Annotated in this window: 10 protein-coding genes; 7 read left to right on the top strand and 3 right to left on the bottom strand. The window is 34.8% G+C overall.

What is annotated here, in order from left to right:
* Nucleotides 1-25: 25 nt before the first annotated feature.
* Entirely contained in the window at nt 26-424 is a 399-nt protein-coding gene (spx, locus tag JZO69_RS06125) for a transcriptional regulator Spx (RefSeq protein ID WP_207112008.1), read from the bottom strand.
* A gap of 483 nt (nt 425-907) precedes the next feature.
* Here spx and lanM point away from each other — a divergent pair, with 483 nt between their 5' ends.
* The gene (gene lanM, locus JZO69_RS06120; RefSeq protein WP_207112007.1) at nt 908-3,802 is read left to right on the top strand and encodes a type 2 lanthipeptide synthetase LanM; all 2,895 of its coding nucleotides are present in this window, start codon (nt 908-910) and stop codon (nt 3,800-3,802) included.
* Between the two features lie 84 nt (nt 3,803-3,886).
* Nucleotides 3,887-4,057 carry a hypothetical protein gene (locus JZO69_RS06115; protein ID WP_207112006.1) on the top strand — a complete coding sequence of 57 codons (171 nt, stop codon included), beginning with the start codon at nt 3,887-3,889 and terminating at the stop codon, nt 4,055-4,057.
* Nucleotides 4,058-4,086: 29 nt separating this feature from the next.
* Here JZO69_RS06115 and JZO69_RS06110 read toward each other — a convergent pair whose 3' ends face one another.
* The gene (locus tag JZO69_RS06110) at nt 4,087-4,425 is read right to left on the bottom strand and encodes a hypothetical protein (protein WP_207112005.1); all 339 of its coding nucleotides are present in this window, start codon (nt 4,423-4,425) and stop codon (nt 4,087-4,089) included.
* A gap of 19 nt (nt 4,426-4,444) precedes the next feature.
* Entirely contained in the window at nt 4,445-4,699 is a 255-nt protein-coding gene (locus JZO69_RS06105) for a helix-turn-helix transcriptional regulator (RefSeq protein ID WP_207112004.1), read from the bottom strand.
* Between the two features lie 673 nt (nt 4,700-5,372).
* Between JZO69_RS06105 and JZO69_RS06100 the strand changes: the two genes are divergently transcribed.
* From JZO69_RS06100 to JZO69_RS06080, 5 genes are all read left to right on the top strand, one after another.
* On the top strand, nt 5,373-8,009 hold the full coding sequence (locus JZO69_RS06100; RefSeq protein WP_207112003.1) for a calcium-translocating P-type ATPase, PMCA-type: 2,637 nt from the start codon (nt 5,373-5,375) through the stop codon (nt 8,007-8,009).
* A 711-nt stretch (nt 8,010-8,720) separates the two neighbouring features.
* A complete protein-coding gene (locus tag JZO69_RS06095) occupies nt 8,721-10,730 on the top strand; it encodes a KUP/HAK/KT family potassium transporter (protein WP_488349978.1) in 2,010 nt (669 codons plus the stop codon).
* A 188-nt stretch (nt 10,731-10,918) separates the two neighbouring features.
* Complete coding sequence (locus JZO69_RS06090; RefSeq protein ID WP_207112002.1) at nt 10,919-12,217, top strand: hemolysin family protein; 1,299 nt, start codon at nt 10,919-10,921, stop codon at nt 12,215-12,217.
* 722 nt (nt 12,218-12,939) lie between these two features.
* Nucleotides 12,940-14,883: a lectin-like domain-containing protein gene (locus tag JZO69_RS06085; protein WP_207112001.1), complete on the top strand. Its 1,944-nt coding sequence runs from the start codon at nt 12,940-12,942 to the stop codon at nt 14,881-14,883.
* Between the two features lie 350 nt (nt 14,884-15,233).
* Nucleotides 15,234-15,959: an epoxyqueuosine reductase QueH gene (locus tag JZO69_RS06080; protein ID WP_207112000.1), complete on the top strand. Its 726-nt coding sequence runs from the start codon at nt 15,234-15,236 to the stop codon at nt 15,957-15,959.
* The last annotated feature ends 38 nt before the right edge of the window (nt 15,960-15,997 follow it).

Below are 15,997 nucleotides of genomic sequence, written 5' to 3'. Positions count from 1 at the left end.
TATGTTGCATTCGAGGTAGTAACAATTATAAACCGCTTAAAAGTAATGTTTGTGATAATTCTCTTTTACGTACTGATCTTGGTAAGAAACAACGAATTTCATCTTCATTGAAACCGATTTGTAATCTTTTTTCATCGATCATGATTGGACGGCGAAGTAATCCAGGATTATCTTTGACCAACTCCAATAATACATGCAAGGGAAGTTCGTTAATATCTGTATCTAATTTTTGGAAGACTTTGGAACGGATAGAAATGATGTCTTCCGTACCTTCTTCTGTAAGGATTAATATATTTTTTAGTTCGTCTAATGTAATGGGAGTAGTGCCAAAATTCTTTTCTTCAAATGGAATATCATGATCGATCAGCCATTTTCGTGCTTTTCTACATGATGTACAGCTATTTGTTGTATATAATTTTAACATATTTTTTCATATCCTTTCGAAAATATTGGTACATACCTCTTAATACATATAATATACGAAAAGTAAAAAATTCACAAAATAAATGCTTACAAAATAGCTGTTTTTTTCTATTAAATGGCTGAAATAACTAAAAGTTCACAAACCAGTGTTATTTTTGTTTGATAAAGTCTAATACTAGCTATGATAGTGGAACGATAGGGCTGTTATGTATAATTCTTTGTGTGATAGGTAACTATTTCATCGAAAATGGAAACGTTTGCCCTTATGGAAAGCTAAAATTATGAAAAGTTTAATTGTTTATGGAATGAATTTGGGTAAATAAGTCAGGTTAAAAGTCTTTCAAAAGAGCAAATGGGTACAAGTGACGTAGAAATTAATAGCCCATTTTTTCTGTACAATAAAAAGAAAATAAAATTAACATAGTATTTATACTATTTTTTTATTATTATAAAGAGAAGGAATAATGTCAAAGGAGAGGGAACGATGATCGAAGAATTGACATATAGTTATGCTACAACGATCTCAGAAAGAATTCACTGTTGGAAAGATGTGTCTGTAGAAAATGATGAGTATATGTATTTTAAACAATGGCAAGAGCGTAAAAGCTTATTAACAACTGCTGATTATGATAAAATGTTTCGGCATAAGCATCTGGATATTCAGACTTTCAGTCGCGCGTTATTGCCGTTTACTGAAGAACGAGCACAGTTATTATTGCCGACAGTTGAAAAAAGTGACTGGTTCCAATTACATAGAGCTCTGTTTACTAAAGAAGTTCCGATAAAAGAAATAGGATTAAAGGCTGCCTTGCGTTTTCACTTGGATTATTACGAGAATCATATTCGAAATCTTTTAAAAAAATTTCCCCTGATTCAGTTATCAGAAAAAGTGATAGCTGAACTGATCGAGCAATTATCTGATGAATTCTTTTTTCTTGCACAAAAGAGTTTAGTTTGGGACGTCCATCAGATGATTGAGGAATATCAGCTGCAAGCTGAATCAAAAGAGGAAGAATTCACTAAATATATTAAAGAATTTTTAGGTGATAAACAACGGACATATCTTTTTTATGGAGAATATCCGACACTTGCCAGAGTTCTCGCAGTCAGACTGACGTTTGCTTGTGAAGTGATTGAAGCTTTTTTTGGTTCATTAAATGATGTTACTGAGCAATTAGCAATAACTTTTTCTGTTTTCAATCCGCTTGATTTAACCCAGATAAAGTTAGGACAAGGGGATAGTCATGAACGTGGGAGAACTGTTATCCAGTTTCAAGTGGAAGAACAGTCGTTGATTTTTAAATTTAAGCATTTGGAAATAGGTGAGCGTTTTAATGATTTATTAACGTATGTCGAAGGATTAAATCCAGAGCTGTCTTTTTATAAAATCAAGCGAATTGTTCAGCCAACCTTTACGATTGAAGAAAAAGTCATGTATAAAGAGTGTACAAAAGAAACAGAAGTCACTGATTTTTATCAAAATTATGGACACCTTTTAGCACTTGTTTATTGGTTAGGTGCGACAGATTTGCATATGGAAAATTTAATTGCCAATGGTTCACGTCCTGTACTGATTGATGTAGAGACGCTCATTCGTCCTGAAATGTTTGAATTGTCCAAGCCGTTATCTAGGCAAACACGCATAGACAAACAATCTGTGATCATTTCAGGATTACTTCCACAAAAAAAACAATGGAAACGTGAGCTTGAAATGGACGCATTATCTGGCACCAAACAAAAATTACCTAAAAAAGTCAGAAGGTTGAGAAATGATCGCTCTAGTGACATCGCTTTTCAATTAGAAGAAGCCTATATGGATGGCGCCCAAAATATTCCGTGTTTGGCAGGTAAAGAAGTTGATTACCAAGAGTACCGTGATGTGATCCAGAAGGCATTTAAAGAAATGAACCAGCTTTTATTAAAAAATAAATATGCATTTATTGAGAAAGTCAAAGAATTATTTGCAGATACCACAATTCGATTGATTTATAGAGACACACAAGAATACGGAAATTTATTGAATTTTATATTACACACCGATTGTATGTCTAATTATATTGAACGTGAAAAGGTTATTGAAAATTTATGGGCGAATAAAATCATCCCGGAAGCGTTGATCCCTTTTGAAGTTCAAGCGATGTTAGACCATGATATTCCTTTAGTTACAGCAAATACTTCTTCAACAAATGTATCTATCAATGGTCAAGAACTTATGCATCTGTTAAAAAATACGCCCTTACAAGCGACTATTGAACATATGGAGCAGATTACTGAGAAAACAAGCAACTTTTCTTATCTCTTATTGAAACAAAGTTTAGGTACCTTAGAATATACTACGCAGGAAATCTCAATTCCTGTGAAAAATAATTCGATCGAACATCCATTAATACAAAAAGCAGCAGATATCGGGGATAAAATCATTGATCAAATTGCAGTGAATCAAGAGTTAGGTGAGATTGACTGGGTATCAATTTTCCCAGATGACGACGGGAATATTGAGATTGTTTATCCGAATACGGATCTTTATGCAGGCAGTGCGGGGGTATACTTATTCTTGGTTTATTTGAATCATTTTGTTCCTAAAGAAAGTTACGGAGTAGTTATTGATTTATTGGAACAAGAAATTTTCTTAACAGATGGAGAAGAACATTATGAAAGTGCCTTTTTTGATGAAGGGATGCGCCTAACTGTCGCGTTTTATGTAACAAGATTGCTTAAGGATGAAAAATATCAATCGTATATAAATAGCAGCTTACAAAAATTGAAAACTATTCAAATATCGGCGGAGAATCAGGAGAACGAATGGCTATATGGGAAAGCTAGTCTATTAGCAATTTTAGCAGCTGTATACCAGAGTAATCCCAATGATGAAGCATACGACTTACTTATGCATTATGCACGTGCACTGACATGTCAGGAAATGAAAGATAATAGTTTTGCTCATGGTTATGCCGGTGTTCTTTATGGATTGAGCAAAGCTGATCAAGTGCTTAATGAACCACTAGTTAAGACTAAAATAAAATGGTATCAAGAAAAATTCGAAAAAAATCTTGAAACTGAAGAAATAACGAATGCTTCCTGGTGTCGTGGGATACTTGGAATTAAAAAAGTTTGTCATCTGTTAGATGTGCCTTTGTGTGAGGAGACGCTAGAAAGAGTAAACAATAAAAAAGTTGAGGATGATTGCTTGTGTCATGGTAACTATGGTGATTTAGATGATTATTTAAATAATAATATTTTATTGAAAAGTGACGTTTTTAAACTAAAATCAGATCCAAGTAACGTCCCTATTAGCCTTTTTAGTGGATTGGCGGGTCCTGGGTATCAAATGTTGAGGGGTTACGATTCGTCTGTTGTTCGATCCTTGTTATTTATTTAGTGGCACAATCTGAAAAAAGAACTTTACTTATCCGGAAGAACGTTTTATAATCTAGTTATTAATGCAAGGGGGAGAAATAATATTATGAGAAAATTATCAATTGAAAAGATGGAAACAAAGACAGACACAACAAAATTAGACAAATTCGTAGGTGCTTCTTTCGAAAGAAACGAAGAAACTGAAGAAATGTTTAACAAACTTGAAGAAATCGCACCAAATTCACTTGGTGGATGGACTAAATTGATTTGTTTCTAAAAAAAAGACCTCCCAAAAGAGGTCTTTTTTTATTTTATTTTTCTAAGGATCAAGATTCCGATTGCTTCAACACCTGAAATAAGCAATACAAAGAAATTTAATATCCAATTGAAAGACAGTTCATTTTTTGAAACAATCTCAAAAATCGCTGCATTGTTATTTAAGATAGATATCAAAACTACTGTAATGATAAATGAGATAAAACTTGCTGTAGAAATAATTTTCTTTCCACGTTCATCTTTACCTTCTTTGCTAAAGTAAAAATAAATGGAGTACACAATGAAGATAACTGATAGTATAGCGATTACTATACTAGACCAATGATTTGTAGGCAAGTTATCAAAAAAAGATTTAAGTGATTCGGTCATAAATTATCCTTTCCTTCCGTTAGTCGGTTTCTTCGCTTGTTTGCTCGGCTTCTGTCAATTTTTTGAAAGTGAAGATTTGTTCAATCGGCACTTCGAAAACGTCTGCTATGTCATGAGCCAGTAAAAGGGAAGGATTGTACCTATTTCTTTCTAACTGAATGATTGTTTGTCTAGATACTCCCACCTTGTCAGCAAGTTCCTGTTGGGTCATGCGTTTCATGGCTCTGTAGACGTGAATGGAACTCTCAAAAGATGAGTTCTTCTTTTTTGGCAATGCAAATCCCTCCAATAGTCTAATTTATGTATTAAATAAAAAGCGCATAGTCAATATACCATATCTTACTTTCACTTACAAATATCACGCAAACAAAAAAGCCAAGCTTCTCGATTAGCTTGGCTCTTGTTGCTGGAAGGAATCAGTGTATTGAATGATTTTTTTTTTACTTTTCGTTATACATGCAAAGTAATTAGTTGAATTTCTTGTTCATAAACCAAATTTTGTTTTCATTACATTTTCTACTTTTCTTATCTTAAATTTTTTTAATCAAACTATCTTTATACGTGTTTTTCTTGTTCTAATTTCCAATTTTTACACGAATTCACTATTTTTAAAGATGTTTTTATGATTTTTACTCTACACATATAGCTTAATGAAAGGTGAATGGTGTTCTGGTAACAATTTTGTGTTTACTCATTTCATGCTTCGAGAAATTCTTCAATACAGCTGATGTTTTCCTCCTTCCTTCTATAATCATAATAGCATATTCAGTAAGCGTTTTCAACAAAAGTGCTTCTGATTTTTAAATTAATTTTTATTGACTCTTTGATTTAATGACTAAAAAAAATAAAAATTTAGCCATATTTATTGAAGTTTGAAAAAAAAACATGGTATAGTGAATATAGATACTATATTAATAGAAGGAAAAAAATAAGAATGGGGGGATAGGATGGAAGCATACAAACAACCTATCGAGACAATTATCAAAGAAGTTAACACAAATAAAGAGCAAGGACTACAGGGACAAGAAGTAAAAAGGCGACTCGCTGAGCATGGAGCGAATAAATTTCATGAAGCAAAAAAAGATTCAGTTCTAAAAAAGTTTCTTCACAGCTTGTCTGATTTTACAACAATCATTTTATTAGTTGCAGCAGCTATCTCGTTTTATACGGCAATTGCTACAGATCATGGGGATTATTTTGAAGGAATCTTGATTATTGCCATCGTGGTCATCAATGCAGTCTTAGCAATTGTACAAGAAGGAAACGCTGAAAAATCGTTATCTGCACTGCAGGATATGAACAAACAAAGCAGTTCAGTTTTACGTGATGGCAAAGTAGAGACCATCGATGCAGAAGATGTTGTTGTTGGAGATATACTTGTATTAGAATCAGGATCAATGATCACGGCGGATGCTCGTTTGATCCAAGCTTCACAGCTGAGAGTAGAAGAATCTGCACTTACTGGAGAAAGTGAACCAATTGAAAAAGATGCGCAGTACATAGGCACACAAGATGCACCTATTGGCGATCAACTAAATATGGTTTTTAAAGGCTGTACAGTTGCAAATGGCCGCGGTAGAGCTGTGGTTACTGCAACAGGAATGCAGACCGAAATGGGAAAAATCGCTGGCTTATTGAATGACGATGTCACACAGCAAACACCATTACAAAAACGCTTGAACCAATTAGGGAAGCGAATTAGTTTTATTGCATTAGGAGCAGCCGCTCTAGTATTTATTATTGGTGAGTTACAAGGCGAGCCGATGTTGGAAATGTTTATGACCGCAGTATCTTTAGCTGTTGCTGCAGTACCAGAAACCTTAATGGTGATTGTGACTTTAACACTTGCTTACGGCGTACAAAAAATGGCAAAAAAACATGCGATTATTCGACGTTTGCCAGCAGTTGAGACACTTGGAACAGCAAATGTGATTTGTTCGGATAAGACAGGAACCTTGACTCAAAATAAAATGCGGGTTAGACGTGTCTGGTCTCGTGGAGATGAAGTAACAGATACAGAAGATGCGATGACGGATGAAGCGATGGAAGTATTGAAAATGGCTTCACTGTGTACGGATGTGATCGTTGATAAAGAGGGTGACGATCTAGTCATTCAAGGAAATCCTACTGAGGCGGCGATTGTGCGTGCGGTAGAAGAGAATTATCATACAAAAGCAGAATTAGAAGAAAAATACCCAAGAATTGGTGAAATTCCTTTTGATTCTGAACGTAAAATGATGACAACTGTTCATAAAATGGGGAAAAAATATATCTCTGTAACCAAAGGGGCTTTTGATGTTTTATTAACACGTTTCCGTTTTGGCGATTTAGATCAGGCCGCAGTTGTAAATGATCGTTTTGGGAAACGCGCTTTACGCGTGATTGCAGTCGGTTATGCTATCTATGATGAGGAACCTACAGAAATCACCTCAGAGGCGTTAGAAAAGAATTTACGCCTGTTAGGATTGATCGGTATGATCGATCCGCCAAGACCAGAGAGTAAAGGCGCTATCGCCAGAGCAAAAAAAGCTGGAATCAAAACAGTGATGATCACAGGAGATCACGTAGTGACTGCTGGAGCAATTGCTAAGGAACTAGGAATTCTAAACGATAAAAGTGAAGCTTTGACAGGCTCAGAGCTGCAAAAAATGACTGATGAAGAGTTAGATTCACGAGTGAAATCACTCTCAGTTTATGCTCGAGTAACGCCGGAAGATAAGATTCGGATTGTTAAGTCTTGGCAGCGGACAGGCGCTGTTGTTGCTATGACCGGTGATGGTGTCAATGATGCACCAGCCCTGAAAGCCAGCGATGTTGGTTGTGCTATGGGAATTACTGGAACAGATGTGGCTCAAGGCGCAGCAGATATGATTTTGACAGATGACAACTTTGCAACGATCGTTGATGCGGTTGCTCAAGGGCGTGCAGTTTATCGAAATATTCGTAAAGCTGTCAACTTCTTATTGAGCTGTAATATTTCAGAGATTTTTATTGTATTGATTGCAATGCTACTTGGTTGGGGTGCTCCGTTTACAGCTGTACAATTATTATTCGTAAACGTTGTAGCGGATGGTCTTCCAGGATTTGCTTTAGGAAAAGAACCTGCTGAAAATGGAATCATGGATGAGGCACCAATTCCTAGAAATGAAGGGATCTTTGCACGTGGTTTGTGGCAAAAGATCGGAATCAATGCGTTTGTCTTTACTGTGATCACTTTGTTTGGTTTTTATTTAGGAGCGAATGTTGATTCTGTATCTTACTTTTTCGAAGCAAGTCATGAAATTGGTCAAACTGTAGCATTCTTGATCTTAGCTTATTCATCGATTTTACATGTTTTCAATGTGAGAAGTACGGAATCGATTTTTAGAGTAAAATTATCAACGAATAAATCTCTTTTTGAAATGGCTGTATTGGCGGTTATTATTACAACAGTCATTGCGTTATTACCGTTTACTCAAGAATTGTTTGGGTTAGTACCGATTGGTATGAATCACTGGCTATTAGTAATGGGGTTATCTATCGTACCGATTTTTGTAAATGAAATGATTAAATTCCATTATTCGCCAGAAGAAGACGAAGAATAAAATCAGAATAAATACAACGCTTGAAGTGCCGATTTCCTAGTAGAAATTGAACCTTCAAGCGTTCTTTTTTAGGAAGTTTTATTCTTTGAAATGTTCCTTTGAAAATACTATTGAAATTATTTACATAAAAGACTTGCTAAAATGCTAAAGGAGTATTATAGTTGTTATCAAAATCAGTTATTTTGTTTTTTTAGCTAATATTTTTAATTTAATTATAAAAAGTAACCGATATTTTTATTTGGACATCCAAATAAAAATCTTAGGGGAGTAGCAGCATAGTTTATCTATGTTTTTAGATCAACAGCAAGTGTGAAAACACTGGTCTAAGAATGAAATTGCGAGACCTAAGTGTAAGGGCCAAGTGGCGTTTCACTTAGGTCTCTTGTGTTACTTAAAAAGTAGGATTAGGATAATGTTCATGCGGAGTTGGATGAGCTTAATCCACTTTTAGCATTGTCTAGCTTCATAGGCTAACTCCTCGGAAAAAGATAAAATCTGCTGGTGACAAAGAAAGCCAACTTCAGATTTTCCTAATTTCCATTCGGAGCTGAAGGAGCCTAATATGCTTTTAGCACTATCTTAGCTTCACAGGCTAGCCTTTCGGGAAAAAGATGAAAACTGAATGAGGCAAAAAGCACCTCAGTCATTTTTATCTATTTTCCAGTCAAGGCTTAATGAGCCTGTTTAGCTTTTAAATTGGAGGAGAATCTTGTGGTAGAGAAATCGAAAATTTCGCATCATCAGAAATTGACCGCTGCGGGTCTTTTAGTAGCAATGGGTGTCGTTTACGGAGATATTGGAACAAGCCCGCTTTATGTAATGAAAGCGATCGTTGGAGACAACGGTGGTCTTCAGAATGTCTCAGAGAATTTCATTATTGGTGCGGTATCTTTGATTTTTTGGACATTAACAATTTTAACAACGATCAAATATGTTGTGATTGCTTTGAATGCAGATAACCACGGTGAAGGTGGCATTTTTTCTTTGTACACACTAGTACGTAAAAAAGGGAAATACTTGATTATTCCAGCTATGGTCGGTGGGGCAGCATTACTCGCAGATGGGGTATTGACTCCAGCAGTTACAGTAACAACAGCGATTGAAGGGTTACGGGGAATCCCAGTTTTCTTTGATCGATTCGGTAGTGACCAAAACATTATTGTCATGATTACTCTAGTTATTATTCTTATTTTGTTTTCTGTTCAGCGTTTTGGAACTGACGCAGTAGGAAAAGCTTTTGGACCGATCATGTTTGCTTGGTTTACTTTTTTAGGTGTGATGGGCTTGATTAATTTTGGACAAGATTGGACGGTTCTTCGTGCATTGAATCCTTATTATGCGATTCATTTATTATTTAGTCCTGAAAATAAATTAGGGATCTTTGTTTTAGGAAATGTCTTTTTAGCAACAACAGGGGCAGAAGCACTGTATTCTGATTTAGGCCATGTAGGGAAACACAATATTCGAGCTAGTTGGCCGTACATCAAAGTTTGCTTGGTTCTCAACTACTTAGGTCAAGCAGCTTGGATCTTGAATGCTAAAAATGATCCATCGATGCTAGCAATTGAAAACTTAAACCCATTTTTCCAAATGATGCCAAATAGCATTATGTTGATAGGTGTTGTTTTCGCTACTGTTGCGGCGGTTATTGCTTCTCAAGCATTGATTTCTGGTTCATTTACATTAGTGTCAGAAGCAATCAAGTTAAAATTATTACCAAGATTGAAAATTATTTATCCAGGTGCAAATATCGGTCAAATGTATATTCCAGCAGTTAATATGATGCTATGGATCGTATGTTCATTGATCGTGATTACTTTTAGAACATCTACACATATGGAAGCCGCATATGGTCTTTCAATCACTGTGACGATGTTGATGACAACTATTCTGCTTATGTTTTATCTGCTGCAAAGAGGAGCACCGCGTTGGGTTGCTTATCTGGTTACCTTATTCTTTGGCAGTATTGAATCGATTTTCTTTGTTTCAAGTATTGCGAAATTCTTCCATGGTGGTTATGTTGCTGTAGGGATCGCGTTATTGATTTTAGCTGTGATGACGATTTGGGAGTGGGGCAATATTATCAAAGAGAAAACATCTGATACCGTTCCGCTTAAACAATACGTAGAACAATTACGGATGTTAAAAGATGATACAACTGTTCCAAAATCTCAAACCAATGTTGTGTTCATGACACCAGATACGATTGGAGACGAAATTGGTCGCCAAATCATTTATTCAATTTTAGACAAGCAACCGAAAAGAGCAAATGTTTACTGGTTCGTCAATGTTGAAGTAACGGATGAACCGTTTACGAAAGAATACTCTGTAGATATGATGGGCACAGATTTTATTGTTCAAGTTCAACTTTATCTTGGTTTCCATGTAGCGCAAGAGGTTAATGTTTATATTCGTCAAATCGTTTATGATCTAATGAAAGAAGGACGCTTGCCTAAACAGCCGCAGAAATATTCATTGACACCAGGGCGTGAAGTTGGGGACTTCCAATTTATTATTATTCGTGAAGAGCTATCCAAAGTAACCGAGTTGAAGAAATGGGATCGCCAAATCATGCAATTGAAATTGGCAATCAAAAAAAGAACGACGACTCCAGAAAACTGGTTTGGGCTAGAATATAGTGAAGTGAAATACGAATCTGTTCCGTTGATCATTGGTGATGCACGGAAGACGAGATTAAGAGAAAGAAAAGTTTTATCATAAAAATCGAAAGAGGATGGGACAGAGGAGGTTACTTCTGTTTCCACCGTTTATTCGTAGTTAGTGTGTGAAACAAAAGTGCTTTTTACTTTTGTTCCACACACTTTTTGTTTTAACTTGATAGTTCCTATTCGCGCTATTTTGAAAGGACAAGTATAATAAATAGATAGAAGAAAAAAGAGGTGTAAAGTATGCTTGCAATAAATTTTTTTATATTATTTTTAATGATTGCGATAACGGCATTTTTTGTAGCAAGTGAATTTGCTCTAGTGAAAATCCGTATGTCCAGATTGGAACAACTAAAAAAGGATAATGTTAAAAACGCAGAATTAGCGATTCACGTAACACATCATTTAGATGCTTATTTATCAGCTAGTCAGCTAGGCATCACACTGACAGGATTAATTATTGGTTGGGTAGGTGAAGGATCAGTGGCGACATTACTGCATCCGCTTATAGGTAACTTACCGATCAGTGCGGCACTTAGTCGAACAATTTCAGTTATTTTAGGTTTTGCTATTGTGACGTATGTAGATGTGGTTGTTGGAGAATTATTACCAAAAAGTTACAGTATTGCCCAAACAGAGAAAGTAGTTTTAGGCATCGTGAAACCTTTGCACTATTTTTATAAAGTAATGTATCCTTTCATTTGGTTGTTAAACCATTCAGCAGCGAAGTTAGGGAAAATGTTGGGGATCCGTTTAGTTTCAGAAGGCGAAGAAACGTTGACACAAGAAGAATTGCTATATGTAGCTGTTGATTCCTATAAAAAAGGAGAACTAACAAAAGAAGAATATCATTATATGGAAAATGTTTTTGAATTTGATGATACTCTTGCTAAAGAGATTCAAGTTGACCGAACATCAATGGAAGTTTTTGAAGCGGATGAAACGGTGGAACAAGCGATTCAGCACTCATTAAAACGAGGCCACACGCGCTATCCAGTGATCGAAGAATCTAAAGATACAGTACTAGGTTATGTGACGTTGCCTGCCTTGATCAAGGAATCATTTATCAATGATCAAAGAAAAGTCAGTGAATTAGTTGAAGAGCCGATTATTGCGTTAGCTACTATCCCGATTAAAAGTTTATTGACGATGATGCGAAAAGAAGGCAAACATATTGCGATTTTAAAAGATGAATATGGCGGAACGACAGGGATGGTAACGATCGAAGATATTTTAGAAGAACTGGTCGGAGATATCAGGGATGAAACAGATTTGGAAGATGCCTTGATTGCAAAAGAATCGGATAATTCATATATTGTTTCTGGAAAAATTACGCTTGATGATTTTGAGCGTTACTTTAAAGTCAATATTTCAACGTTTGAAAACTCTGAAATGTCTACATTAGCAGGTTTTATCGTAGAACAAAAAAACAATCAAATCGCTGTAGGTGATCAAATCGAGGTTGATGGTTTTACTTTTGAAGTGATGGATTACGAACATGCACATATCGATTACTTTAAAGTGATGAAAATAGTCGAATAAAAATAAAAAACATACCAGTACTAGAACAGATTGAAGCATAAAAACTAACGAAAAAGAGCTTGTGACATAAGTCCTGACGAAAAATCTAGATGCAGATTGAATTGATCGGCATCTGGATAATTTTTTGTACAAAAATAGGAACATCGCTAAAATAAAAGTGACAAACAAAGAAATTAGTGAAATGAGCTAATGGAAAATATTCCTGATTGGGACTTTTTCTTAATTATCGAACAATCAATCATTTTCGAGTGAATCGGTGGAAAATGGACTCTTTTGTGAGTACTTTATCCAGTTCTATAAAGCGACGATTCAACAGTTACTCTCAGAAGAAACATGTGAAATTTATCTTCAACGAAAAATTAGCGTAAAATAAGCTTTCGGTTATCTGAAAGCTTATTTTAGTGTGGCTCGGTTCTTTGATAAAGGGAAACAACAGAAAACAATGAAATTTGATTCGCGCTAATAGCTGTAAATAAAAAAATAGCGGCTAAATAACCCCGAAAATAAGTAAGTTTCTAGTAATAATTAAAAAATAGAAGAATAAATGTATTTCCGCGATTTGTAGTTTTAAATAGCATATAATCATATTTATATTACAAAAAAATAAATAAATAGAATAATAAGAGTAAAAAAACTAGCGTTATTAATGACGTATGGAAAAATAAGGAGTACTATATTTATAGAGGGCGCTCTCTAAAATATTAATCAAAGGGTGAAATTTTGTGAAAAAGAGTACAATTAATAAAATGTTATGTTTAAGTCTTACTGGAGCTATAGGGGTTAGTATGGGTGGAATAACAACAAATGCCATGTCTAATGGTCATACTCAGAGCGAAAATGGGAATGTTTCAATCTTTAAATCTGAAGACAAAAGTGGCGTTGATTTAAAAAATCTTTTTTCTTTTAATGGAAATGCAACTCAGATAAATTCAAATACCGCTCAGCTTACTGATGCTTTGAAGACGCAGAGAGGATCTATATCTGGTATTGTATCACTTGATATGAGATATGATTTTAACTTGGATATTGATGTGAATTTAGGTAACGACGTAAAAGGCGCTGACGGAATTGCTATTGCTTTTCATCAAGATGACATTGGAAAACTCGGAGAATATGGCGGTGGGCTTGGAATTAGAGGTCTGAAGAATGGTATTGGATTTGAACTAGATACTTTTTCAGCTGCTCCAGATGATAATGATCCAGCGTTTAATCATAAAGACATGAAAGGTGCCCATGCAGGGTTTGTTTCAACAGATAAAAGTAAAAATGTTTTAACTGCGTTAGCACCTATGCAACAAATTAGATTTACACCAAACCAATTTAAAAAACTAGTGCTTAATTGGAATAGTGAGCGACAAGTTATAAACGCAAAATACGATGGACAAACATGGGAGTTGAAAAATCCAAGTATTGATAAAACAAAAAAATATACCTTTACTATTGGTGCATCAACAGGCCTATATTTCAATAAACAAACAGTTAGAGTAAACAGCTTTGAGGCAGTCTTTACTAAGCCAGAATTAAAAGCAAATGACATTGAGCTTTACCAAGATGATAAATTTGATCCATTTGACAAACGAATTGGTTTAAATGCATATGATAAAGTAGACGGAAATTTAACCAATAAAATAGCTGTAGTAGAGAATAATGTAAATACAGCAATTCCAGGGAAATACAAGGTTACTTATGAAGTTAAAAACAGTGTGAATGAAGTGGCTAGAAAAACAATTAATGTAACAGTTTTTAGTAAGCCAGAATTAAAAGCAAATGACATTGGGATTTACCAAGATGATAAATTTGATCCATTTGACGAACGAATTGGTTTAAGTGCATATGATGAAGTAGATGGAGATTTAACGGATAACATAGCTGTGGTAGAAAATAATGTAAACACAGCAATTCCAGGGAAATATAAGGTTACTTATGAAGTTAAAAACAAAGCGAATAAAGAGACTAGAAAAACAATTAGTGTAACAGTTTATGCTAAGCCAGAATTAAAAGCAAATGATATTGAGATTTACCAAGATGAGAAGTTTGATCCATTTGATGAACGAATTGGCTTGAGTGCATATGATGAAGTAGATGGAGATTTAACAAATAAAATAACTGTAGCAGAGAATAATGTAGACACAGCAATTCCAGGAAAATATAAAGTTACTTATGAAGTTAAAAACAAAGCGAATAAAGTAACTAGAAAAACAATTAATGTAACAGTAAAAATACATGACACATGGCCTGGCGGAACTACAGATGGTTGGAAAATGTTCTCAGGTGAAGATATTGAATTGGTGAAAGATCCAGTGAATGCTTTGGTTGGTGAACACACATTCTACGCTGATAAACATGCTAGTATTTATAAGCGTTATACGGGAAAAGACGCATTAGAGGCAAACCAAGTTTATAGAGCTACTGTCTATTTTAAACCTATGAATAATAGTTTGGTTGGTCACTATGTTAAATTGGCACTAAAAAGTGATCCTAGCGGTAAAGAGAGTCGTGAGATTTTTAATACGACATTAGCTAACGCAATACCAGCAGAAAAGGGATATTATTGCGTAACAACAACTTTTGAAGTTGGAGAAGATGAAACTGACCCATTAATTGTAGTTGAAAACTATCAACCTGGATATATCGGATCTGTAAATATTTCTAAGGTAAATAATTAAGGGTTAAATTTATATACCCTTTGTCAATGAATATTGGCGATGAAAATATAAAGGAATAAACCAACTATTAATAAGAGTGTGTGACAATAATCAGAAAAAAACTGATTATTGTCACACTTTTTTTAATTTTATGGCGCTATTTCTGCTTATAACGAGTCTTAAGATAGTTACTTTGGACAATTTGAGGTAATTCTCAAAGTTGGTCTAGAAAATGTAACCAACTTATTCGCTTACTAAAAAAATAATAATTATCTAGCAAATTCTGTCTAAAAGATCAAAGAATTGCTGGATAAATGATTATTAAAAAAGTAAAATAAGTAGGAATGTTTAATTTATATGGAGGAGCCATAATGATAAACTTAACAGAAATAACGGAGAAAATGTCTCCGAATCAAAAAATAAACTATGATCGTGTTTTACAAAAAGTTATTGCAGAATGGGAAAAGTCGGACGTTCGTCCCACCATTTTGCTTCACAGTTGCTGTGCACCTTGTAGTACCTATTCACTTGAGTATTTGACACAATATGCGGATGTGACGATTTTCTTTGCTAATTCAAATATCCATCCAAGAGCAGAATATCAGCGCCGAGAAATTGTTCAGCAGAAATTTGTAGAGGATTTTAATAAACAGACTGGCAGTCAAGTCCAATTTTTAGCGGCCCCCTATGAACCAAATAAATTTATCCAAATGGTGCAGGAAAAAGAACTAACAGAAGAACCTGAGGGCGGCAAACGTTGTTCGGCATGTTTTCAAATGCGCTTAGATATCGTTGCAGAAAGGGCCCAAGAATTAGGCTATGACTATTTTGGAAGTGCATTAACCTTATCACCAAAGAAAAATAGTCAATTGATCAACGAAATCGGGATCGATATTCAAAAATTTTATGCAACCAATTATTTACCAAGCGATTTTAAGAAGAATAACGGCTATAAGCGATCAATTGAATTATGTAAGGAATACGATGTTTATCGCCAATGTTATTGTGGCTGTATGTTTGCTGCGACTAAGCAAGGCGTTGAGTTAAAAAGTGTGAATAAAGAAGCAAAAGAATTTTTAGCGGAACAAGAGAAATAATAAAAAAAGACCATGATTTCATGTGCATCATGGTCTTT

Source organism: Candidatus Enterococcus ikei (genome assembly GCF_017316105.1).
In the GTDB taxonomy this organism is placed as follows: domain Bacteria; phylum Bacillota; class Bacilli; order Lactobacillales; family Enterococcaceae; genus Enterococcus_L; species Enterococcus_L ikei.
This window is presented reverse-complemented; position numbering and strand designations above follow the sequence as displayed.